This is a genomic window from Streptomyces sp. YJ-C3 (assembly GCF_053891275.1).
The window spans coordinates 6,840,735-6,862,408 of the sequence record NZ_CM132685.1 but is presented as its reverse complement, the minus strand read 5'-3'; the positions used below and the strand labels follow the sequence as shown (position 1 = coordinate 6,862,408).

Annotated in this window: 19 protein-coding genes; 9 read left to right on the top strand and 10 right to left on the bottom strand. The window is 71.6% G+C overall.

All coding sequences use genetic code 11. The features are described from left to right. Positions 1 to 74 precede the first annotated feature (74 nt). From ACVHNB_RS30845 to ACVHNB_RS30830, 4 genes are all read right to left on the bottom strand, one after another. Complete coding sequence (locus ACVHNB_RS30845) at positions 75 to 1,745, bottom strand: alkaline phosphatase D family protein (RefSeq protein ID WP_456226366.1); 1,671 nt, start codon at positions 1,743 to 1,745, stop codon at positions 75 to 77. Between the two features lie 89 nt (positions 1,746 to 1,834). Beyond that, positions 1,835 to 2,653 (bottom strand): thioredoxin domain-containing protein, encoded by an 819-nt coding sequence (locus ACVHNB_RS30840; protein ID WP_428955249.1) that lies wholly within the window; start codon positions 2,651 to 2,653, stop codon positions 1,835 to 1,837. A 54-nt stretch (positions 2,654 to 2,707) separates the two neighbouring features. Then, a complete protein-coding gene (locus tag ACVHNB_RS30835; protein WP_428955250.1) occupies positions 2,708 to 3,385 on the bottom strand; it encodes a hypothetical protein in 678 nt (225 codons plus the stop codon). A 55-nt stretch (positions 3,386 to 3,440) separates the two neighbouring features. Next, positions 3,441 to 4,766 (bottom strand): DUF2252 domain-containing protein, encoded by a 1,326-nt coding sequence (locus ACVHNB_RS30830; protein ID WP_456226365.1) that lies wholly within the window; start codon positions 4,764 to 4,766, stop codon positions 3,441 to 3,443. A gap of 179 nt (positions 4,767 to 4,945) precedes the next feature. Between ACVHNB_RS30830 and dnaE the strand changes: the two genes are divergently transcribed. Continuing rightward, positions 4,946 to 8,485, top strand: coding sequence for a DNA polymerase III subunit alpha (gene dnaE / locus ACVHNB_RS30825; RefSeq protein ID WP_428955252.1), 3,540 nt, complete (start codon positions 4,946 to 4,948; stop codon positions 8,483 to 8,485). Positions 8,486 to 8,598: 113 nt separating this feature from the next. Here dnaE and ACVHNB_RS30820 read toward each other — a convergent pair whose 3' ends face one another. Further along, a complete protein-coding gene (locus tag ACVHNB_RS30820) occupies positions 8,599 to 8,778 on the bottom strand; it encodes a hypothetical protein (protein ID WP_428955253.1) in 180 nt (59 codons plus the stop codon). A gap of 275 nt (positions 8,779 to 9,053) precedes the next feature. Between ACVHNB_RS30820 and ACVHNB_RS30815 the strand changes: the two genes are divergently transcribed. From ACVHNB_RS30815 to ACVHNB_RS30800, 4 genes are all read left to right on the top strand, one after another. After that, positions 9,054 to 10,286 carry an NYN domain-containing protein gene (locus ACVHNB_RS30815; RefSeq protein ID WP_428955254.1) on the top strand — a complete coding sequence of 411 codons (1,233 nt, stop codon included), beginning with the start codon at positions 9,054 to 9,056 and terminating at the stop codon, positions 10,284 to 10,286. A gap of 172 nt (positions 10,287 to 10,458) precedes the next feature. Further along, positions 10,459 to 11,439 carry an ABC transporter ATP-binding protein gene (locus tag ACVHNB_RS30810; protein WP_428955255.1) on the top strand — a complete coding sequence of 327 codons (981 nt, stop codon included), beginning with the start codon at positions 10,459 to 10,461 and terminating at the stop codon, positions 11,437 to 11,439. Next, positions 11,436 to 12,263, top strand: a complete 828-nt coding sequence (locus ACVHNB_RS30805) for an ABC transporter permease (protein WP_428955256.1) — start codon at positions 11,436 to 11,438, stop codon at positions 12,261 to 12,263. Before ACVHNB_RS30810 ends, ACVHNB_RS30805 begins: the two co-directional genes overlap by 4 nt. Positions 12,264 to 12,297: 34 nt before the next feature. Beyond that, a complete protein-coding gene (locus tag ACVHNB_RS30800) occupies positions 12,298 to 12,984 on the top strand; it encodes a DUF2567 domain-containing protein (protein ID WP_428955257.1) in 687 nt (228 codons plus the stop codon). Between the two features lie 3 nt (positions 12,985 to 12,987). On the opposite strand, the gene ACVHNB_RS30795 is transcribed toward ACVHNB_RS30800, so the two are convergent. The 5 genes from ACVHNB_RS30795 to ACVHNB_RS30775 form a co-directional block, all read right to left on the bottom strand. Next, on the bottom strand, positions 12,988 to 13,950 hold the full coding sequence (locus ACVHNB_RS30795) for a dihydrodipicolinate synthase family protein (RefSeq protein ID WP_428955258.1): 963 nt from the start codon (positions 13,948 to 13,950) through the stop codon (positions 12,988 to 12,990). 299 nt (positions 13,951 to 14,249) lie between these two features. Then, positions 14,250 to 14,753: a Cys-tRNA(Pro) deacylase gene (gene ybaK / locus ACVHNB_RS30790; RefSeq protein WP_428955259.1), complete on the bottom strand. Its 504-nt coding sequence runs from the start codon at positions 14,751 to 14,753 to the stop codon at positions 14,250 to 14,252. 18 nt (positions 14,754 to 14,771) lie between these two features. Continuing rightward, the gene (locus tag ACVHNB_RS30785; RefSeq protein WP_456226364.1) at positions 14,772 to 15,557 is read right to left on the bottom strand and encodes an LON peptidase substrate-binding domain-containing protein; all 786 of its coding nucleotides are present in this window, start codon (positions 15,555 to 15,557) and stop codon (positions 14,772 to 14,774) included. A gap of 5 nt (positions 15,558 to 15,562) precedes the next feature. Beyond that, entirely contained in the window at positions 15,563 to 16,537 is a 975-nt protein-coding gene (locus ACVHNB_RS30780; protein WP_428957693.1) for a hypothetical protein, read from the bottom strand. 130 nt (positions 16,538 to 16,667) lie between these two features. Next, a complete protein-coding gene (locus ACVHNB_RS30775) occupies positions 16,668 to 18,182 on the bottom strand; it encodes an oxidoreductase (RefSeq protein ID WP_456228970.1) in 1,515 nt (504 codons plus the stop codon). 308 nt (positions 18,183 to 18,490) lie between these two features. Here ACVHNB_RS30775 and hisD point away from each other — a divergent pair, with 308 nt between their 5' ends. From hisD to ACVHNB_RS30755, 4 genes are read left to right on the top strand one after another with little or no spacing between them, the layout of a single operon-like run. Continuing rightward, the gene (gene hisD, locus ACVHNB_RS30770) at positions 18,491 to 19,816 is read left to right on the top strand and encodes a histidinol dehydrogenase (protein ID WP_456226363.1); all 1,326 of its coding nucleotides are present in this window, start codon (positions 18,491 to 18,493) and stop codon (positions 19,814 to 19,816) included. After that, a complete protein-coding gene (locus ACVHNB_RS30765; RefSeq protein ID WP_456226362.1) occupies positions 19,813 to 20,913 on the top strand; it encodes a histidinol-phosphate transaminase in 1,101 nt (366 codons plus the stop codon). Before hisD ends, ACVHNB_RS30765 begins: the two co-directional genes overlap by 4 nt. After that, a complete protein-coding gene (gene hisB / locus ACVHNB_RS30760) occupies positions 20,910 to 21,503 on the top strand; it encodes an imidazoleglycerol-phosphate dehydratase HisB (protein WP_456226361.1) in 594 nt (197 codons plus the stop codon). The genes ACVHNB_RS30765 and hisB overlap by 4 nt, the downstream gene beginning before the upstream one ends. A gap of 2 nt (positions 21,504 to 21,505) precedes the next feature. Then, positions 21,506 to 21,670: a hypothetical protein gene (locus ACVHNB_RS30755; RefSeq protein WP_428955263.1), complete on the top strand. Its 165-nt coding sequence runs from the start codon at positions 21,506 to 21,508 to the stop codon at positions 21,668 to 21,670. Positions 21,671 to 21,674: the final 4 nt, after the last annotated feature.

Below are 21,674 nucleotides of genomic sequence, written 5' to 3'. Positions count from 1 at the left end.
TCCGCCCTTAACGTCCGTGCCCGTGACCGGAATGCAGCGCACAGGTATCACGGCCGGGCCGCACCGCGTCGGCGTCACCGCACCGGGGAGCCGACCCGCTCGGTCTTCTGCGTCCCGCTCAGCGTGCGGTACGAGCGCTCCCAGGAGGTCGTCGCGTTCTTGTCGGCCCGGTCGGAGATCACGTAGTAGTCCATCTGCGCGCGCTCGGCCGTGACGTCCAGGACGCCGTACCCGTGGGAGTCCATGTCGAGCCACTTCACGTGCCGGTTGGCCGCCTTGACGGCGCCCTCGGCGACCGTGGAGAGCGTGCCGGGGGCGACGTGCAGGATGTCGTCGAGGTTGTCCGAGGTGGCCGACGTGACGACGAACTCCGTCGCCGCGGACGGCGAGAGCGGGTACGTCGCCGCCGTCACCGGCACGTCGTTCGCCCAGGCCATGTGGATGTCGCCGGTCAGGAAGACGGTGTCGCGGATGCCCTTGTCGCGCAGGTGGGAGATGAGCTCCTTGCGGTCGTGCGTGTAGCCGTCCCACTGGTCCACGTTGACCGCGAGGCCCTCCTTCGGCAGGCCCAGCAGCTCCGCGAGCGGGCCCAGCAGGCGGGCCGGGAGCGAGCCGAACGCGACCGGCGAGATCATCACCGAGGTGCCGACCAGCTTCCAGCGCGCCTCGGAGCCCGCGAGACCCGCCTTCAGCCAGTCCAACTGGGCGCGGCCGGTGATCGTACGGTCCGCCGAGTCCACGTCGCCGTTGCCGATGCCCGACTGCCGGGAGCGGAACGAGCGCAGGTCGAGCAGGTGCAGATCCGCGAGTCTGCCGAAGCGCAGGCGGCGGTAGACGGTGCCCGCGGTCGAGGCGCGCACCGGCATCCACTCGAAGTAGGCCTGCTTCGCGGCCTGTTGGCGGGCGGCCCAGTCGCCCTCGGTGTCCGGCGTGTGGTTCTCGGCGCCGCCCGACCAGGCGTCGTTGGCGAACTCGTGGTCGTCCCAGATCGCTATCAGGGGATGCGCGGCGTGCATCGCCCGCACGTCGTCGTCCGTCTTGGTCAGGCCGTGCCGGACCCGGTAGTCGGCGAGCGAGACGATCTCGTGCGCGGGCCGGTGCTGCCGGACGGTGTACGCCGCCGCCGGGTACTCGCCCGTCCGGTACTCGTAGAGGTAGTCGCCGAGATGGAGGACCGCGTCCAGGTCGGTGCGGGCGGCCAGGTGCCGGTACGCGGAGAAGTAGCCGGCCTCCCAGTTGGCGCAGGAGACCACGCCGAAGCGCAGGCCGGGAGCGGACGTGTCGGCGGCGGGCGCCGTCCGCGTACGGCCCACGGGGGAGAGCGCACCGCCCACGGAGAAGCGGAAGTAGTAGGCGGTTGCCGGGCGCAGGCCCCGGACGTCCGCCTTCACCGTGTGGTCGGCGGCGGCGCTCGCGGTCGCGGTGCCCCGGGCGACGACCGTGCCGAACGCCTTGTCCTGCACGATCTCCCAGCCCACCTCGACGTCCGGGCCCAGGCCGGAGCCGGGCACGGCCTCGGCGGTGGGCGTCACACGGGTCCACAGCAGGACCCCGTCGGGCAGCGGGTCACCGGAGGCGACGCCGTGCAGGAAGGCGGGCGCCTCGGCGGCGCGGGCGGCGGCCGCGGCGGCGAGCGGCGCGGCGAGCACGGCGCCGGCGGCCGCGGCCTTCACGACCGTGCGGCGGCGCGGGGCAAGGGAGATGGTGCTCTCGGGGAAGCCGTCAGGCTGAGGTCGACTGGTCACGGAGGATCACATTACTGACCAGTACATGCCGAGAGCGGGCGAACCCGGAGAGTTCGCCCGCTCGTCGGCTGCGCGTCACATCGGGCCGGTCAGCCCTTGAGCGCCTTGTCCACCGCCGTGTTCCAGTCGGCGACGGTGCTCGGCGCGTTCTCGCTGTCGGAGCCGGTGAGCTTCTTGCCGTCGAGAACGAAGGACGGGGTGCCCTGGACCCCGTACTTGTTGTTGTCGAAGTTCTTCGACATCTCCAGGGCCCACTTGTCGAAGGTGCCGTCCTTGACGTCCTTCTGGAAGGCCTTGTCGTTCTTCAGCTCGGGGACGGTGTTCGCGATCTTGATGAGGTACGCGTCGTCCTTGAACTTGTCGCTCGTCTCCTCCGGGTGCCACTTCGTGGAGTAGAGCGCTTCCTTGTAGTCCCAGAAGGCGTCCTTCGACACGTTCAGAGCGGCGCCGAGCGCGCTGAGCGCGTTCTTGGAGCCCTCGCCCTGGAGGTTGTTGTCGAGGAAGGTGGCACCGACGTACTGGATCTTGTACTTGCCGGCGTCCATGTCCTTCTTGACCGTCGGGCCGACGGTCTGCTCGAAGGCGGCGCAGACGGGGCAGCGCGAGTCCTCGTACGCGATGATCGTCTTCTTGGCCGAGTCCTTGCCGAGGACCACGGTGGTGTTGTTCTTGCCGCTGGTGTTCTTGGGCGCGACCAGCGCGTCGTTCTTCGCGGCCTCCCAGTACGAGGGCTTGTTGCCCTGCACCACCAGGTAGCTCACGACGCCGGCTATCGCCAGGACGCCGACGATGGAACCGGCGACGATCGCCTGCCGCTTCGCCTTGTCCTTCTTGGCCTGCCGCTCCCGCTCGATCCGCAGCCGCTCGCGGGCCGCCGACTTCGCCTGCTGGCTGTTGCGCTTGCTCATGATCCGTTGCTCCGTAGTTCGTGAAAGGTGTTGGGGGGACTGTCGTGCTCAGGCTCAAACGGCCAGGCACGGCGGTCCGCGCCGTCCCACGGAGTGCACCCAGAACCGGGTGCGGGCGGCCCGGACGAGGGCCGCGGGGCGCGGCCGCTTCGGGGCCGGGTCCAGGCGGACGGAGACCGCGGCGAAGGCGACCAGCAGCGGGCGGAACGTGAAGGCGGCCACCGCGCGCAGCAGTTGGGCCAGGGCCTGCTCGCCGCGGCGCAGCCAGACGGCCGCGAGCAGCCCGACCGTGACGTGCGCGCCGAGCAGCAGCCAGGACGCGGCCGGGTCGCTGTGGGCGAGCAGGGCGGCGGCCTCGTCGGTGCCGCCGGTCATCCGGGCCAGCGGCGTCCCGACGCTCCCGCCGCACAGCACGTCGAAGCCGAACGAGCGCAGCGGACCGGCGACCGGGCCGCCCGCCTCGCCGTAACAGATGTGCTGGCCGGTGGTGAAGACCGTGTCCGCGGCCAGCTCCAGCGGGACGAGCAGGGCCGCGATCCGGCCGAGGCCGCGCTCCCGGCCCGCCAGCGCGTACGCGATCACGAAGACGGCGACGGCGATCGCGGCGACCGTCGTGAGCGGCAGCGGGACCCGGGACAGCAGGACGTGCGACGCGGCGGAGAGCGTCACGACGAGCGCCGTGAAGAGCGCCGCGCGCACGGCTCTGAGCTGGGTCCCGGATATGTCGTCCATCGCGGAGGAGTGTGCCATGGGTTCCGGTAAGCGATGCCTAAAGGGTCCCTGTGCGTTACAGCCCTGGGATCCGGCCGTTGCGGAACAGGTCCACGAAGATCTGGTGGTCCGCACGCGCGCGTGCCCCGTAGCTGTGCGCGAAGTCGACCAGGACGCCCGCGAAACCGTCCTCGTCGGCGGCGATCGCCGCGTCGATGGCGCGCTCCGTGGAGAACGGCACCAGCGACTCGCCGGACTGGTCGTCCGCCGCCGCGTGCATCGTCGCCGTGGCCCGGCCGAGGTCAGCGACGACCGCCGCGATCTCCTCCGGGTCGTCGATGTCGCCCCAGTCCAGGTCCACCGCGTACGGCGACACCTCGGCGACGAGCTGGCCCGACCCGTCCAGCTCGGTCCAGCCCAGCCACGGGTCCGCGTGCGCCTGCAGGGCCCGCTGCGAGATGACCGTGCGGTGGCCCTCGTGCTGGAAGTAGTCCCGGATCGCCGCGTCGCTGATGTGCCGGGACACCGCCGGGGTCTGGGCCTGCTTCATGTAGATCACCACATCGTTCTCGAGGGCGTCGCTGTTGCCCTCCAGAAGAATGTTGTACGAGGGCAGCCCCGCCGACCCGATCCCGATGCCGCGCCGCCCGACCACGTCCTTCACCCGGTACGAGTCCGGGCGCGCCAGCGACGACTCCGGCAGCGTCTCCAGGTAGCCGTCGAAGGCCGCCAGCACCTTGTAGCGCGTCGCCGCGTCCAGCTCGACGGAGCCGCCGCCCTCGGCGAACCGGCGCTCGAAGTCGCGGATCTCCGTCATGGAGTCGAGCAGCCCGAAGCGGGTCAGCGAGCGGGCGTCGCGCAGCGCGTCCAGGAGCGGGCCCTCGGCCGTGTCCAGCGTGAAGGGCGGCACCTCGTCGCTCTTGGCGCCCGTGGCGAGCGCGTGGATGCGCTCGCGGTAGGCCGCCGCGTACGTGCGCACCAGGTCGGTGATCTGGTCGTCGCCCAGCGCCTTGGCGTAGCCCACCAGCGCCACCGAGGCGGCGAAGCGCTTGAGGTCCCAGGTGAAGGGGCCGACGTACGCCTCGTCGAAATCGTTCACATTGAAGATCAGCCGGCCCGTGGCGTCCATGTACGTGCCGAAGTTCTCCGCGTGCAGGTCCCCGTGGATCCACACCCGGCTGGTGCGGTCGTCCAGGTACGGTCCGCCGTGCTGCTCGCGCTCCACGTCGTGGTAGAAGAGGCACGCCGTGCCGCGGTAGAAGGCGAACGCCGAGGCGGCCATCTTGCGGAACTTGACCCGGAACGCCGCGGGGTCCGCGGCGAGGAGCTCGCCGAACGCGGCGTCGAAGACGGCGAGGATCTCCTCGCCGCGCTGCTCAGCGGTGGGCTGCGGGACCGACATCGCCGGGTGCCTCCTGGTACGGGTGGTGCGTGGGCTTGTGTGACACGCAGGGCAGGTCTTCTGACCTGTCCAACGCCCGACCGTACTCCGGAGTGCCCGCGTCTTGTCAGCGGTCGGTCGTAGACTTCCAAGCTGTCCCCGCCACCGTCGCCGCGCGTTTGCCATTGGAGGCCCCCACCGTGTCAAAGCCGCCCTTCACGCACCTGCACGTCCACACCCAGTACTCGCTGCTGGACGGTGCCGCGCGGCTGAAGGACATGTTCAACGCGTGCAACGAGATGGGCATGACGCACATCGCGATGTCCGACCACGGGAACCTGCACGGGGCGTACGACTTCTTCCACTCGGCCGAGAAGGCGGGCGTCACGCCGATCATCGGGATCGAGGCGTACGTCGCCCCCGAGTCGCGGCGCAACAAGCGGAAGATCCAGTGGGGCCAGCCGCACCAGAAGCGCGACGACGTGTCCGGTTCGGGTGGTTACACCCACAAGACGATCTGGGCGGCGAACAGCACGGGACTGCACAACCTGTTCAAGCTCTCCTCGGACGCGTACGCCGAGGGCTGGCTGCAGAAGTGGCCGCGCATGGACAAGGAGACGATCTCCCAGTGGAGCGAGGGCCTCATCGCCTCCACCGGCTGCCCCTCGGGCGAGCTGCAGACGCGCCTGCGCCTGGGCCAGTTCGACGAGGCCCTGAAGTCGGCCGCCGAGTACCAGGACATCTTCGGCAAGGACCGGTACTTCCTGGAGCTCATGGACCACGGCATCGAGATCGAGCGCCGGGTCCGCGACGGCCTGCTGGAGATCGGCAAGAAGCTCGGCATCCCGCCGCTGGTGACGAACGACTCGCACTACACGTACGCCCATGAGGCGACCGCGCACGACGCCCTGCTCTGCATCCAGACCGGCAAGAACCTCTCCGACCCGGACCGCTTCCGGTTCGACGGGACGGGCTACTACCTGAAGTCCACCGACGAGATGTACGCCGTCGACTCCTCGGACGCCTGGCAGGAGGGCTGCCGCAACACGCTCCTGGTGGCGCAGCAGATCGACACCACCGGCATGTTCGAGAAGCGCGACCTCATGCCGAAGTTCGAGATCCCGGAGGGCTTCACCGAGGTCACCTGGTTCCAGGAGGAGGTCCGGGTCGGCATGGGCCGCCGCTACCCGGACGGCGTCCCCGAGGACCGGCAGAAGCAGGCCGAGTACGAGATGGACATCATCATCCAGATGGGGTTCCCGGGGTACTTCCTGGTCGTCGCCGACTTCATCATGTGGGCGAAGAACAACGGCATCGCGGTGGGCCCGGGCCGAGGCTCCGCGGCCGGCTCGATCGTCGCGTACGCCATGGGCATCACCGACCTCGACCCGATCACGCACGGACTGATCTTCGAGCGGTTCCTCAACCCCGAGCGCGTCTCCATGCCCGATGTCGACATCGACTTCGACGAGCGCAGGCGCGTCGAGGTGATCAGGTACGTGACGGAGAAGTACGGCGCCGACAAGGTCGCCATGATCGGCACGTACGGAAAGATCAAGGCCAAGAACGCGATCAAGGACTCCGCGCGCGTCCTCGGCTACCCGTACGCGATGGGCGACCGCCTCACCAAGGCGATGCCCGCCGACGTCCTCGGCAAGGGCATCGACCTCTCCGGCATCACCGACCCCAAGCACCCGCGCTACAGCGAGGCGGGCGAGATCCGGGGGATGTACGAGAACGAGGCGGACGTCAAGAAGGTCATCGACACCGCCAAGGGCGTCGAGGGCCTGGTCCGGCAGATGGGCGTGCACGCCGCCGGCGTCATCATGTCCAGCGAGCCGATCGTCGACCACGCGCCGATCTGGGTGCGGCACACCGACGGCGTCACCATCACGCAGTGGGACTACCCGCAGTGCGAGTCGCTCGGCCTGCTGAAGATGGACTTCCTGGGCCTGCGGAACCTGACCATCATGGACGACGCCGTCAAGATGGTGAAGGCCAACAAGGGCATCGACCTGGAGATGCTCTCGCTCCCGCTGGACGACCCGAAGACCTTCGAACTGCTCTGCCGCGGTGACACCCTCGGCGTCTTCCAGTTCGACGGCGGCCCGATGCGCTCGCTGCTGCGCCAGATGCAGCCCGACAACTTCGAGGACATTTCCGCCGTCTCGGCCCTGTACCGGCCGGGCCCGATGGGCATGAACTCGCACACGAACTACGCGGAGCGCAAGAACGGCCGCCAGGAGATCACGCCGATCCACCCGGAGCTCGAAGAGCCCCTGAAGGAGACGCTCGGCCTGACCTACGGCCTCATCGTGTACCAGGAGCAGGTGCAGAAGGCCGCCCAGATCATCGCCGGGTACTCGCTCGGCGAGGCCGACATCCTGCGCCGCGTGATGGGCAAGAAGAAGCCCGAGGAACTGGCGAAGAACTTCGTCCTGTTCCAGGAGGGCGCGAAGAAGAACGGCTTCTCCGACGCGGCGATCCAGGCCCTGTGGGACGTCCTGGTGCCGTTCGCCGGCTACGCGTTCAACAAGGCGCACTCCTCCGCGTACGGCCTGGTCACCTACTGGACCGCGTACCTGAAGGCCAACTACCCGGCCGAGTACATGGCGGCGCTGCTCACGTCGGTGAAGGACGACAAGGACAAGTCGGCCGTCTACCTCAACGAGTGCCGGCGCATGAAGATCAAGGTGCTCCCGCCGAACGTGAACGAGTCGGTGCACAACTTCGCCGCCCAGGGCGACGACGTGATCCTGTTCGGCCTGGAGGCCGTCCGCAACGTCGGTACGAACGTGGTGGACGCGATCATCCGCTCGCGCAAGGCGAAGGGGAAGTTCTCCTCGTTCCCCGACTACCTCGACAAGGTCGAGGCCGCGGCGTGCAACAAGAGGACCACCGAATCGCTCATCAAGGCGGGCGCGTTCGACACCATGGAGCACACCCGCAAGGGCCTCACCGCGCAGTACGAGCCGATGATCGACAACGTGGTCGCGGTCAAGCGCAAGGAGGCCGAGGGGCAGTTCGACCTCTTCGGCGGGATGGGCGACGAGGGCGCGGACGAGCCGGGCTTCGGGCTCGACGTCGAGTTCTCCACCGACGAGTGGGACAAGACGTATCTGCTCGCCCAGGAGCGGGAGATGCTCGGCCTGTACGTCTCCGACCACCCGCTGTTCGGCCTGGAGCACGTCCTGTCCGACAAGGCGGACGCGGGCATCGGGCAGCTCACCGGCGGCGACTTCGGGGACGGCGCGGTCGTCACGGTGGGCGGCATCATCTCGGGCCTGCAGCGCAAGATGACCAAGCAGGGCAACGCCTGGGCGATCGCGACCGTCGAGGACCTCGCCGGTTCCATCGAGTGCATGTTCTTCCCGGCGACGTACCAGCTGGTGTCGACCCAACTCGTCGAGGACGCCGTGGTGTTCGTCAAGGGCCGCCTCGACAAGCGCGAGGACGTGCCGCGCCTGGTCGCCATGGAGATGCAGGTCCCCGACCTGTCGAACGCGGGCACCAACGCACCGGTGATCCTCACCATCCCGGCGCTGAAGGTGACGCCGCCGATGGTCAGCCGGCTCGGCGAGATCCTCAGCCACCACCGGGGCGACAGCGAGGTGCGGATCAAGCTCCAGGGGCCGCGCAAGACAACGGTGCTGCGGCTCGACCGGCACCGCGTGAAGCCGGACCCGGCGCTCTTCGGCGACCTGAAGGTGCTCCTCGGCCCGTCCTGCCTGGCGGGCTGACCCGGCACGGCACGGTCCGCCGCGAGCGCGGCATGAGCGAGGGGCTCACCCGGAAGTCCGGGTGAGCCCCTCGCCGTGTGCCAAGTGCCTTGGATCAGGCGTCAGTTGTCGCCTCAGTTGTGGCCGAAGCGGCGCTGGTGCTTACGAGCAACATCCGCCGGGCTGCCCTGCGCCAGCGTCTGCGGCATCGCCTGTGCCTCCGAGGCCGCCGACTTGGCCTGCTCGGACGCCTGCTCTGCGGCGGACGCGCGGTCGTTCTGGGCGCCCTGCTTGCGGTTCTTGTTCTTGGCCATGGTGATCTGCCTCCTGCGGGGGATCTAGGGGCCAGGGCCGCGTTCAGATTCACATATGACGAGAAAGGTCGCATTTCGGAGAATTACCGTGCGTGACAAGGGGTGTCGGCACGCATTCCTCCCGCCGGCACCGCATCCGCCACGCCGAAGATCCAGTTCGGGCCGTTAACCCCCGTGCCGTCGGGCAGACTCGAAGGAAACCCGAAGCGAACCCGTGGGCGTCGCCCCGAGAGCGCGTCCGGACTGTTGGAAGTCGGCGAAAGAGGGTGGATCGCGTGGACCGCTGCATCGTCCTGGTGGATGCCGGATATCTTCTGGGGGCCGCCGCGAGCCTCCTCGCGGGTGAGCCCTCCCGATCCCGGATCCACGTCGACCACGCCGCCCTCATCCAGGGCCTGCGCGACCGTGCCGAGTCCGAGACCGAGCGCCAGCTGCTGCGCATCTACTGGTTCGACGGCGCCCCCGACCGCGTCCCGCAGCCCGAGCACCGCAGGCTGCGCGTCATGCCCCGGGTCACCGTCCGGCTCGGCGCCCTGACCCGCAGCGACGGCCGCTGGGCGCAGAAGGGCGTGGACGCCGCCATGCACGCCGAGCTGACCGAGCTGGCGCGCAACCGGGCCTGCTCGGACGTGGTCCTCGTGACCGGCGACGGCGATCTGCTGCCCGGCATGATGGCCGCCAAGGAGCACGGCGTCGCCGTCCACCTCTGGGCCGTGCAGGCCGCCGACGGCGACTACAACCAGTCCGAGGACCTGGTCGCCGAGGCCGACGAGCGGCGCGTGCTCGACCGGGCCTGGATCACCAAGGCCGTCCGCGCCAAGGAGCTCGGCGGCATCTGCGCCCCGCCGCCCGTACCGCGCCCCGAGATCGCCGCGATCCTCTCCGCACCGCTGCCCGAGTCGGCGCCGGCCGCGACCGGCCGCCCGGTGGACGAGGGGGTGGACGCGCCGCCGCCGCAGCACGCGCCGGCCGCCCGGACCGGCAGCGACACCGAGGACCGCGGCACCAAGGGCGTGCCCACGCCGAAGGACCTGGCCGCGCTCCGCGGACCCGGCGCACCGGCCGGAGCCGCCGCACCCCACCCGGCGAACGCGACGCTGCGCTGGTCCTCCGACAAGGGCTGGGTGGAGCGCCCGGGAGGCGGCGGCGAGCCCCCGGAGGCGGCGTCCCTGCCCACGCTCGCCCAGCTCACCACCGCGGAGCAGCGCTGGGCCGACCGGGAGGAGGACATCACCACGGTCGGCGGCGACCCGTACGAGGTGGGGCAGGTCTTCGCGCGCCGCTGGATGGCACGCCTCGCCGACCACGTCCTGCTGCAGAAGCTGGCCACCATGTACCCCCGGGTGCCGCACCGGATCGACGGCGAGCTGCTCAGGTACGCGGCGCGGTTCGGGCTGCTGGCCCACAAGGACGACCAGATCGACGAGCACGACCGCTACGCGATCCGGGCCGGTTTCTGGCGCGAGATCGACGTGCGGACCGCCGAGCACGCGACCGCGGGGGACTGACGTTTCCGCTAGCCGGACGGGGGTTCCGGCCCCGCCGGCCCGCGCGACGAGGGCGACGCCCGCCTCATATGTCCGGCCCCGCGCGCAATGAGGCGGGCCGGACCCCGTACTCTCGTTCCTCGTGAGTACGCGCACCGGCGAGGCCGCCCCGAACCATAAAGGGGACGCTGTGGTGTGCGCGGTGCGGGGGCTCAGCAAGACCTATCCCGCCGCGCGCGGACGGCGCGGGGCACCCGGAACCCCGGAGGTACGGGCCACGGACGACGTCCGGCTCGACATCCGGCGCGGCGAGATCTTCGGACTCCTCGGGCCGAACGGCGCCGGCAAGTCCACCCTCGTACGACAGCTCACCGGACTGATGCGGCCCGACGCCGGAAGCGTGGAGATCCTCGGGCACGACATCGTGCGGTACCCGGAGCGGGCCGCGCGGATCCTCGCCTACCTCGGGCAGGAGTCGACCGCGCTCGACGAACTGACCGTGTCCCTCGCCGCCGAGACCACCGGACGGCTGCGCGGGCTCGCGCTCAAGGACGCGCGGGCCGCGCGCGACGACGTACTGGACGAGCTGGGGCTCACCCCGCTCGCCTCGCGCCCGCTGAAGAAGCTCTCGGGCGGGCAGCGGCGGCTCGCCTGTGTCGCCGCCGCGCTGGTCGGCGAGCGGCCGCTGCTCGTGCTGGACGAGCCGACCACCGGCATGGACCCCGTCGCGCGGCGCGCGGTGTGGGCCGCCGTGGACCGGAGGCGGGCCGAGCGCGGCACGACCGTCCTGCTCGTCACCCACAACGTCATCGAGGCGGAGACCGTGCTCGACCGCGTCGCCGTGCTCGACGAGGGGCGGGTCATCGCCTGCGACACCCCGGCCGGGCTCAAGGACCGCGTCGCCGGTGAGGTGCGCGTCGAGCTGGTGTGGCGCCAGGAGGCGCCGACCCGGCTGCCCGAGGTCGCCCGGCTGCGCGAGCACGCCGTGGAGGCCGGGCGGCGCTGGTCCCTCCGGCTCGCGCCGGACGAGGCCCGTGCCGCCGTCGCGGCCGTCACCGGCGGCCCGGCCTTCGACTTCCTCGACGACTTCACGCTCGCCACCCCGAGCCTGGAAGACGTGTACCTGGCACTCGGCGGGAGCCGCAGCAGCGTGAAGGGCCTGGTGAAGGCATGAGTGTCGTATCCGCGGAGGCCGTGCGCACCCGGTCCGGCGAACAGGTGGCGCCGGCCGGCCCCGCCGACGACGGGCTCGCGCCCCGGGCCGGATTCCTGCCGTCGCTCGCCGCCGTCTACCGCGCCCAGCTCTCCCGGGCCCGGGTGGCCCGGATCCCGCTGCTGTTCGTGGCGACCTTCCAGTCCATCGGGATCATGATCCTGATGCGCGGGGTCGTCGACCGCGGCGGCAGCGAGGCGCGGGCCGTCGTCGCGGGCTCCGCGGTGCTGGTCGTCGCGTTCGTCGCCCTCAACCTGCTCGCCCAGTACTTCGGGCAGCTGCGCGCCGCCGGCGGACTCGACCACTACGCGACCCTGCCGGTGCCGCCCGCCTCCGTGGTGCTCGGCGCCGCGGGCGCGTACGCCTCGTTCACCGTGCCCGGCACCGTGGTCACCGCGGTCGTCGGCTGCGCCATGTTCGACCTGCCGCTGACGCATCTGTGGGTCCTCGTCGCCGTGATCCCGCTGGCCGGGGCCGCCCTCTCCGGGCTCGGCGCCGCGCTCGGACTGCTCGCGCCACGAGCCGAACTGGCCACACTGCTCGGCCAGTTGGGCATGTCCGCGGCACTGCTGCTCGGTGTGCTGCCCGCCGACCGGATGCCCCAGGTCGTGCAGTACGCGCGCGATCTGCTGCCCTCCACGTACGGCGTCGAGGCCCTCGCGAGAACCTTCGGGGACCACCCCGACTGGCCCACCGTCCTGCTCGACCTGGGCGTCTGCGCCGCTGTCGGCGTCGCCTCGCTGGCCGTGGCGACCTGGGCGTACCGCCGGGCAGCCGTCCGGTGACGCGCCCGGCAGGGACGCCTGGCACGATGGCAGGGTGACCGCACCGCTGACGCCGCCGCCTCATCAGCCCCCGCACAACAACGGGCACAGTGACCCGTGGCAGGCCCCCGACCCGATGACCGGACATCTGCCTCCCGCGCCGCCCGCCTCCCAGGAGGACGGGCCCGGACTGCGCACCGAGCTGCGCGAGGCCGTCGTCGTGACGGTGGGCGTCGCGCTCGTCGGCCTGCTGCTCGGCGCCCTGTGGCTGTGGCTCGCGCCGCGGATCCCGCTCGTGTCGGACAGCTCGGCGGTCTACCTCAAGGACACCGAGGGGGAGCAGGCCATCGGGATCGACGGCACCTTCACCCTGCTCGGGCTCGCGTTCGGCGTGGTCACCGCGGTCGTCGTCTTCCTGTGGCGCAAGCGCGGCGGGGTGCCCCTGGTCGTGGCGCTCGCGCTGGGGGGCCTGCTCGGCGGCGTGCTCGCCTGGCGGTTCGGGATCTGGCTCGGTCCCGCGCAGGACGTCGCCGCGCACGCCAAGGAGGTCGGCAAGGGGGTCGTCTTCGACGCGCCCCTCGAACTCAAGGCCAAGGGGGCGCTGCTCGCCTGGCCGCTGGCCGCGATGGTGGTCCACCTCGGGCTCACGGGCCTGTTCGGCCCCCGGGACCCGGACCCGTACGCCGGCTACTACGAACACACCCCGCAGCACGCGCCGGGGGCGCCCGGGGCAGGGGCCTGAGGGCTACTCCGCGCGCGTCTCGCCCAGGAGTAGACCCGCCTCGGCCAGATGACGCCGTACGTACGCGAACTCGGCCGCGCCCAGCGGGACCTGGGGTGCCGCGGTCGCCGGGCAGCCGATGATCCCCTGGAGATGGACGGCCGCCTTGAACGCGCCGAGCGCGGAGGACGAGCCGCCCATCCGCGCCGGGTCGCCGGCGTCGACGATCCCGAACAGGGCGGCGAGCCGGTCCTGTTCGCGCCGGGCGGTGTCCCAGTCGCCCGCGCGGGCGGCCTCGTAGAGCCGCACGTAACCGTGCGCGTCCACGTTGCCGAGGCCGGGGACGACGCCGTCGGCGCCCGCCAGCAGCGCGCCGTCCACCGTGAGCTCGGAACCGGTGAGCACCGAGAAGCCGGGCGCGGCCGCGCGCAGCGGGGCGAGCAGACGGCGCAGTGAGCCCTCGTCGCCGCTGGAGTCCTTGAGCCCCGCGAGCGTGCCGTCGGCGGCCAGCGCCAGGACCGTGTCCCGGCTCAGCTTGCCGTGCACCGCGGCCGGGATGTCGTACGCGAACACGGGCAGCCCGGCGCCCGCGCGCAGCCGCCGGAAGTGGTCGGCGATCTCGGCCGGATGCGTGCGGGTGTAGAACGGCGCGGTCGCCACGAGCGCGTCCGCGCCCGCCTTCACCGCGTCCTCCGCCCGCTCCAGGACCCGCGCGGTCGTCGTCTCGATGACGCCGGCGAGCACCGGGACCCGCCCGGCCGCCGCCTCCACCGCGGCCTCCAGGACGGTGCGGCGCCGGCCGTCCGTGAGGTACGCCGCCTCGCCGCTGGAGCCCAGCAGGAACAGGCCGTGCACCCCGGCGCCGATCAGATGACCGGTCAGCCGCCGCACCGACGCGACGTCCACCTCGCCCTCCGGGGTGAGCGGCGTGACCAGGGGCGGGACGACGCCGCGGAGCGGGGCGGGGAACGGTGCGCGGAGAGTCATGGCGGTGGTCTCCCGGAGCAGAAGAAGGTAGGACGTGGGACGTCCCATGTCGAGGGTGACAGTGCGGCACCGGCGACAGCGGTGTCAAGGGCGCGGCAGGGGCCGCGGCCCCGGAGCGCAGCGGCCGCGGAGACCGCCCGTGCGGGGCGGGGTCTCCGCGGCCGGTCGAGCCGTCGCCGATCGTCAGGCGGGCCGGTGCCCGTGGTTGGACTTGCCCTTCTTGATGCGCCACTTCCGCTTGCGCGTCTTCTTCGACATGTCCTTGGTGCTTAGCCGAAGAGGCGGGGCACGTCGAGGGGTCAGACGCGCCCGACGGGAGCGAGTACGGCGTCGGTCAGCGCCGCCAGGTCGCCCGGCGCCAGCTCGACCTCCAGGCCCCGGCGGCCCGCCGAGACACAGATCGTCGTGTGCTGCCCGGCCGACGCGTCGATGACCGTCGGCAGCCTCTTGCGCTGGCCCAGCGGCGAGATCCCGCCCCGGACGTATCCGGTGGTGCGCTCGGCGAGCGCCGGATCGGCCATCGCGGCACGCTTGCCGCCCACCGCGGACGCCAGCGCCTTGAGGTCGAGCTGGCCCGCCACCGGCACGACGGCGACGGTCAGCCGGCCGTCGACGTCCGCGACGAGCGTCTTGAAGACCCGGTCGGGGGAGACGCCCATCGCCTCGGCGGCCTCCTCGCCGTACGAGGGGTGGGACGGATCGTGGTCGTACGCGTGGACCGTGAAGGTCGTGCCGGCCGCGGTGAGCGCCACCGTCGCCGGGGTCCCGCCCGACTGCTGCTGCTTCTTGGCCTTCTTCGCCAACGTGCCCGTTCCTTAAGGTCAGTTGAGGCTGGTCGCTTGTCTCGTCAGTTCCGTCGCGGGCAGCGAAGGCAGGTGCCGGATGATCGCCGTCTCGGCGCGCAGCAGCTTCAGCTCGTCGCGCAGCCGGGACGCCGCGTCCGGCGCCTGGAGCAGCCGCTGCTTCGTCGGTACGTCGAGCACCGCGGCCGCCGCCACCAGGTACGACACCACCGACGGCTCGTCGGGCAGCTCCGCGCCCGTCGTCAGGGACCGCTCGCGGGCACCGGCCAGCCGCTTCTGGTACGAGCGGAACGCCCGCAGCACCCCCTCGGCGAGGGCACCGGCCTCGTCGCCGTCCTCCTCGGGCAGCTCCTCGACCTCGGCCGTCAGATAGGCGCCCGAGGCGTCCACCGAGTGCAGCTTCACCCGGCGGGTGCCGGTGGCCAGGACCTCGAAGCTGCCGTCGGCGCGCTCGCGGATGGTCGCCGCGTCCGCGATGCAGCCCACCGCGTGGAACGACGTGATCGGGTCGTCGCCGAAGCCGGCCGCGGGCCCCGCGCCCGCCTCCTTGGTGGTGACGTCGTCCGGCATGCCGGACGACGTCGGCGCGACCTCGTGGCCGTCGCGGATCGCGACGACGACGAACTGGCGCGGCTCGTCGGAGACGGCCGGATCGGCGTCGGGGTCGGTCGGGTCATCGGGGGACGCCTTCAACAGGTCGCGCATCAGGGCGCGATAACGCTCCTCGAAGACGTTCAGCGGGAGCACGAGCCCCGGGAACAGCACCGAGTTGAGCGGGAAGAGCGGAAGCCGGACGGTGGTCACGACGCTCAAGCGTAATGGGCGCCGGAGCCGCCTGGTCCGTCGCGCAGCGGCAGCACCGCCGCGACCTCCAGGCGCACCCCGTCACGCCGCTCCAGGAAAAGGCCCAGCGGATCGTCCGAGAGCCGGTCCCAGGGGAACGACGTGGCGTACGGGCCGACCAGCCGGAGCTGCTCCAGGGCGTCCGGCCAGCGCTCCAGCTCGACCAGTACGCAGGCCAGCAGATTGCGCACCTCGGCGGGCCACGGATCGGCCGCCTCGTACGTACGGGACAGCTCGATCGCCAGGTCGGCGGCCGCGTCGAGGCGGGCCCGCGGGATGCCCCGCGGGATCTGCGCCGTCAGGTAGGCGAGGGCCGCGCGGGCCGGCAGGGCCTGGAGGAGGGAGCCCGGCAGGGCGTCCTGCGCGGCGCGCTCGGCGAAGTCGAAGCATTCGGCGTGCGAGCCGTACCAGGCGGCCGACAAATACTGCAGCGCCGCGACATGACAGCCGTAGTGGTGCGGGGAGCGGCGCACCGCCTGGGCCCACAGGCTCTCGAAGACGGTGTGCGGGGCGTTCGTGCCGCGGGCGTGGTCGAGGGCCACGCGCCAGGGCACGGGGTCGCCGGGGTCGGCCTCCGCGGCGGCCAGGATCAGCGGGGTGACCTCGCGCAGCAGCTCGGCGCGGGCCGGGGAGCCGAAGGCCCGGTCCACCGCCAGCTCGGCCTTGACGAGCAGCAGGTCCGGGTCGTGCGGGGACGCGGACTGCCAGGCGTGGAACCACTCGGGGCGGGAGGCGGCGAACGCGGCGAGGCGCTGCACGTAGCGGTCGCGGTTCTCCCACTCGGCCGCTTCCCTCGTGTGCGCGAGGACCTTGGCGACCGGGCCGAACTCCCCGCGTCCGGCCTCGACCAGCGCCGGGGCCAGCCGCTCGTCCGGGGCGTCGAGCAGGACCTCGTCGTCCGGCGGCAGGCCCTCGGCCAGGGCTCCGGTGTGGCGGATCATGCGGACGGTCCGCAGGAAGGCACGCAGGAACGGCACGGTGCCTCCTCTGCGTGCGGGAACGGGGTCTGCGCTGGGATGACGGCTCCGGGGGACCGTTGGTTGCCTCCGGACGGTAACGGTTCGGCCGGGGCTAGCTCCGGCGCAGCAGCCGCGTCGCTCCCGCCGCCACCGTCGTCGCCAGGATCCAGCCCAGCATCACCAGGATCGCCGCCGCCCACTGCCAGCCGCCCTGCAACTGCCAGGCGCTGGACTGGCCGAGGTCGATCACCGGCAGGAGAAGATCGAGGGCGAACAGGGCCGAGTCCCAGTGCGGGCCCTCGCCCGGTTTCATCGGCGGGTGGGATGCATGGCCGAAAGCGAACGCGCCGACCGCCCAGAGCACCGCCATCCACACCGCGGCCCGGCCCGGCCGGTACCCGTACGCCACCGTCCAGTCCTGGAGGTAGCCCCACACCTTCGCCGCGGCCGGCAGCGTGTCGCGGCGGCGGCGCTGCTTGGCGAGGAGCACCTCGCGGGCGTCGGCGTCCTCGCCGCTGTTGCGCAGCACCGTGGCGAGCCGTTCGTACGGCTCCGGGTTGTACTCGGGCGTCGCCGCGGCGAGCCACTCCAGGCGCCGGGTGAGCGGAAAGGGGCCGAACGGGATCAGGTTCTCGTAGGTGAATCCGCCCATGCGCAGCTGCCCGGGGCCGGGCCAGCCCGCCGCCTTGTCGACCAGGTTGACGATCTTCGCGCCGGACAGCACGATCCTCCCGCGCTGCGGCTTCTCGCCGAGGAAGCGCAGCTCGGGGGTCTGGATGCGGCGCAGCGAGACCTCCTGGTCGTTCTCCAGCGTGAAGCGCGCCGACTCCAGGTCGACCGCGTCACCGAACCGCCCGTCGTCGAGCCGGACGCCGCCCACGCACTCGAAGCGCTGCACCCGCGTGCCGCGCGCGGGCGTGGCGCCGCTGGACTGGATCGGATTGCCGAGGCCCGCGGGGGTCAGGTACAGCGTGCGCTCGACCGTCATCTGCGGGGCGTTCAGCGCCCGGCGGCCGTAGGTGTTGCTCAGGTGACTGCCGCGCAGCGAGAGCGAGACGCCGACCGTGGCGCCGCGCAGGCTGACCTCGCCGTGCGTCTCCATCATCTCGGCCTGCAGGTCCTGCCCGACCGACAGACCGTCCGCCATGACCGACTTGCTGTGCCGGTCGCGGAACACGACGGCCTGGTTGAGCAGCAGGTCCGTGCCGATGTGCGCGTCGGTCAGGCGGATGCCGTTGTGGAAGCGGCAGCGCGGCAGATGCAGATCGCCCTCGGTGTGCACCCGGGCGGCCTCCAGCCGCGGCACCGAGCAGTCGACGAGCCGTACCGTCGTGAAGTGCGCCTCCGGCAGCAGCACCTCCTTCTCGAAGCGGCAGTGCTTCAGTTCGAGATACGGGACCACCGTGCCGCCCGCGAGATCGAGCACGTCGGTGATCTGCACGCCCTGGAGCTTGAGGGACGAGACCCGGCCCGACAGGGCGGGCGGCCCGTCCAGCAGCAGCCAGGCCACGATCCGCGCCCGCACACTGCGCTCGGGCCCCCAGGGGTGCCCGCCGTGCGGATCGTCCACCGTCGCGTCCCCGCTGCGCAGGTCGTAGACGCTGCCGTTGCGGAACGCCTGCCACATCCCGACTTCCGCGGCGCTCAGCCCGTCCGGCACGTCTCCGTCGTTGCCGGTCGTCACGTCGACCACTACCGCTCTTCCTCCCCGTGCACCCCGTACGCCCTGCCACCCGCACGTCCCACGTGGCCCGCGGTCACCTCGGCCACCTGCTACTCGTGGGTTTCGTACAACCGTTCATGCCCGCTGGGTGACCGTCTGAACGCTAGTGGTGAAGGTCGTCTTCCGGTGCCGGAACAACGGCTGAAACCGGACGTGTATCAGTCACTGATACGGGCCAACGACGGCGAACCCGCGTCTGAGAGAATTGGTGCGTGATCTCTCGAATCGATCTGCGCGGCGCCGCCCTCCCCGAGGGTCAGGCCCTGCGCTCGCTGCTGCCCCGTGCCGACTTCGACGTCACGGCCGCCCTGGAGAAGGTGCGGCCGATCTGCGAGGACGTGCATCATCGTGGCGACGCGGCGCTGATCGAGTACGCGGAGAAGTTCGACGGCGTACGCCTCACCCAGGTCCGGGTCCCGGCCCAGGCCCTTACGGACGCCCTGGAGCAGCTCGACCCGGAGGTCAGGGCCGCCCTGGAGGAGTCCATCCGGCGCGCGCGGATCGTGCACCGGGCCCAGCGCAGGACCACCGAGCGCACCGAGGTCGCCCCCGGCGGCGTCGTCACCGAGAAGTGGGTCCCGGTCGACCGCGTGGGCCTGTACGCGCCCGGCGGCCGGGCCGTCTACCCGTCCTCCGTGATCATGGACACGGTTCCGGCGCAGGAGGCCGGAGTGCCCTCCCTCGCGCTGGCCTCGCCCCCGCAGAAGGAGTTCGGCGGCCTGCCGCACCCGACGATCCTCGCGGCCTGCGCGCTGCTCGGCGTCGACGAGGTGTACGCGGCCGGCGGCGCCACCGCCGTCGCGATGTTCGCGCACGGCACCGAGTCCTGCGCCCCGGCGAACATGGTGGCGGGACCCGGCAACATCTGGGTGGCCGCCGCCAAGCGCCACTTCACCGGCAAGATCGGCATCGACGCCGAGGCCGGTCCCACCGAGATCGCCGTCCTCGCCGACGACACCGCCGACGCCGTGCACGTGGCGGCCGACCTGATCAGCCAGGCCGAGCACGACCCGCTGGCCGCCTCCGTCCTGGTCACCGACTCCGAGGAGCTCGCCGCCGCGGTCGAGCGGGAGCTCGCCGAGCAGGTCGCGGTGAGCAAGCACCGCGCGGAGCGCATCGAGCCCGCGCTGAAGGGCGAGCAGTCCGCGATCGTCCTCGTCGACTCGGTCGAGGACGGCCTCGCGGTCGTCAACGCCTACGGCGCGGAGCACCTGGAGATCCAGACCCGGGACGCCGCCGAAGTGGCCGAAAGGGTGCGGAACGCGGGCGCGGTCTTCGTGGGCCCCTGGTCCCCGGTCTCCCTCGGCGACTACGCCGCGGGCTCCAACCACGTCCTGCCCACCGGCGGTTGTGCCTGCCACTCCTCGGGTCTGTCCGTGCAGTCCTTCCTGCGCGGCATCCACATCGTCGACTACACGCGCGACGCGCTCGCCGAGATCACCCGCCACGTGGTCACCCTCGCCGAGGCGGAGGACCTGCCCGCGCACGGAGCGGCGCTGAAGGCCCGCTTCGAGTGGAAGGTGCCGGGAGACAAGTGACCAGCATCGACGACCTTCCTGTACGGGACGAGCTGCGCGGCAAGTCCCCTTACGGAGCACCGCAGTTGGACGTCGCCGTCCGGCTGAACACGAACGAGAACCCGTACCCGCTGCCCGAGCCGCTCGTCGCGCGTATCGCCGAGCGGGTCGCGGACGCGGCCCGGAACCTCAACCGCTACCCGGACCGGGACGCGGTCGAGCTGCGCACCGAGCTCGCCGGGTACCTGACCCGGACCACCGGCCACCAGGTCGGCTTCGAGCAGGTCTGGGCGGCCAACGGGTCGAACGAGGTGCTCCAGCAGCTGCTCCAGGCGTTCGGCGGCCCCGGCCGCACCGCCCTCGGCTTCGAGCCCTCGTACTCGATGCACCCGCTGCTCGCCCGCGGCACCAACACCGGCTGGGTCAGCGCCCCGCGCGCCGCGGACTTCTCCCTCGACGTGCCCGCCGCGATCGAGGCGATCCGCACCCACAAGCCGCACGTCGTCTTCATCACCAGCCCCAACAACCCCACGGGCAACGCGGTGGCGGCCGAGGACGTCCTCGCGCTGTACGAGGCGGCCGGCCGGGACGCCATGGTGATCGTCGACGAGGCGTACACCGAGTTCAGCCACGGCGACTCGCTGCTGTCGCTGATCGAGGGCCGCCCGAACCTGGTGATCTCGCGGACCATGTCCAAGGCGTTCGGCGCGGCCGGGCTGCGCCTCGGCTATCTCGCCGCCGACCCGGCCGTGGTCGACGCCGTCCAGCTGGTTCGCCTGCCCTACCACCTGTCGGCGGTGAACCAGGCGACGGCCCTCGCCGCCCTGGAGTACACCGACACGCTGCTCCAGTACGTGGAGCAGCTCAAGGCCGAACGCGACCGTGTGGTCGCGGAGCTGGAGGGCCTCGGCTTCGACGTGACCGTCGCCGACGCCAACTTCATCCAGTTCGGTGTCTTCCAGGACCCGCACGCCGTCTGGCAGTTCATCCTCGACCGCGGCGTCCTGATCCGGGACAACGGCGTGCCGGGACGCCTGCGCATGTCGGTCGGCACCCCCGAAGAGAACGACGCGTTCCTGGACGCGGCCCGCGAAGTGAAGAAGGAGTACGGCGCATGAGCCGCGTAGGACGTATTGAACGTGTGACGAAGGAGACCTCGGTCCTCGTCGAGATCGACCTGGACGGAAGCGGCAAGGTCGACGTGTCGACCGGCGTCGGCTTCTACGACCACATGCTCGACCAGCTGGGCCGCCACGGCCTGTTCGACCTCACGGTGAAGACCGAGGGCGACCTGCACATCGACTCGCACCACACCATCGAGGACACCGCCCTCGCCCTCGGCGCCGCCTTCAAGCAGGCGCTCGGCGACAAGGTCGGCATCTACCGCTTCGGCAACTGCACGGTCCCGCTGGACGAGTCCCTCGCCCAGGTCACCGTCGACCTCTCCGGCCGCCCCTACCTCGTGCACACCGAGCCCGAGAAGATGGCGCCGATGATCGGCGAGTACGACACCACGATGACCCGGCACATCCTGGAGTCCTTCGTCGCGCAGGCCCAGATCGCCCTGCACGTCCACGTGCCGTACGGACGCAACGCGCACCACATCGTGGAGTGCCAGTTCAAGGCCCTCGCCCGCGCGCTGCGCTACGCCTCCGAGCGGGACGCGCGCGCCGCCGGCATCCTCCCCTCGACGAAGGGCGCCCTCTAGCCATGAACGGCCTCGCGACCGTCCTCATCGTCCTCGGCCTGTTCCTGCTCGGCGGCATCTACTCGTTCGTCAAGCAGGGCATGGGCAAGAGCCTCATCACGCTGCTCTCGATCGCCGCGGCCATGTGCCTCGTCGCGGGTGTGCTGCGGCTCGACTACTGGAACTGACCAA

Coding starts and splice junctions, on each gene's coding strand:
- ACVHNB_RS30840 (WP_428955249.1), bottom strand. CDS start 2,653: ATGAGCAAGCGCAACAGCCAGCAGGCGAAGTCGGCGGCCCGCGAGCGG.
- ACVHNB_RS30835 (WP_428955250.1), bottom strand. CDS start 3,385: ATGGACGACATATCCGGGACCCAGCTCAGAGCCGTGCGCGCGGCGCTC.
- ACVHNB_RS30830 (WP_456226365.1), bottom strand. CDS start 4,766: ATGTCGGTCCCGCAGCCCACCGCTGAGCAGCGCGGCGAGGAGATCCTC.
- ACVHNB_RS30820 (WP_428955253.1), bottom strand. CDS start 8,778: ATGGCCAAGAACAAGAACCGCAAGCAGGGCGCCCAGAACGACCGCGCG.
- ACVHNB_RS30805 (WP_428955256.1), top strand. CDS start 11,436: ATGAGTGTCGTATCCGCGGAGGCCGTGCGCACCCGGTCCGGCGAACAG.
- ACVHNB_RS30795 (WP_428955258.1), bottom strand. CDS start 13,950: ATGACTCTCCGCGCACCGTTCCCCGCCCCGCTCCGCGGCGTCGTCCCG.
- ACVHNB_RS30780 (WP_428957693.1), bottom strand. CDS start 16,537: ATGATCCGCCACACCGGAGCCCTGGCCGAGGGCCTGCCGCCGGACGAC.
- ACVHNB_RS30775 (WP_456228970.1), bottom strand. CDS start 18,182: ATGTGGCAGGCGTTCCGCAACGGCAGCGTCTACGACCTGCGCAGCGGG.
- hisB (WP_456226361.1), top strand. CDS start 20,910: ATGAGCCGCGTAGGACGTATTGAACGTGTGACGAAGGAGACCTCGGTC.
- ACVHNB_RS30755 (WP_428955263.1), top strand. CDS start 21,506: ATGAACGGCCTCGCGACCGTCCTCATCGTCCTCGGCCTGTTCCTGCTC.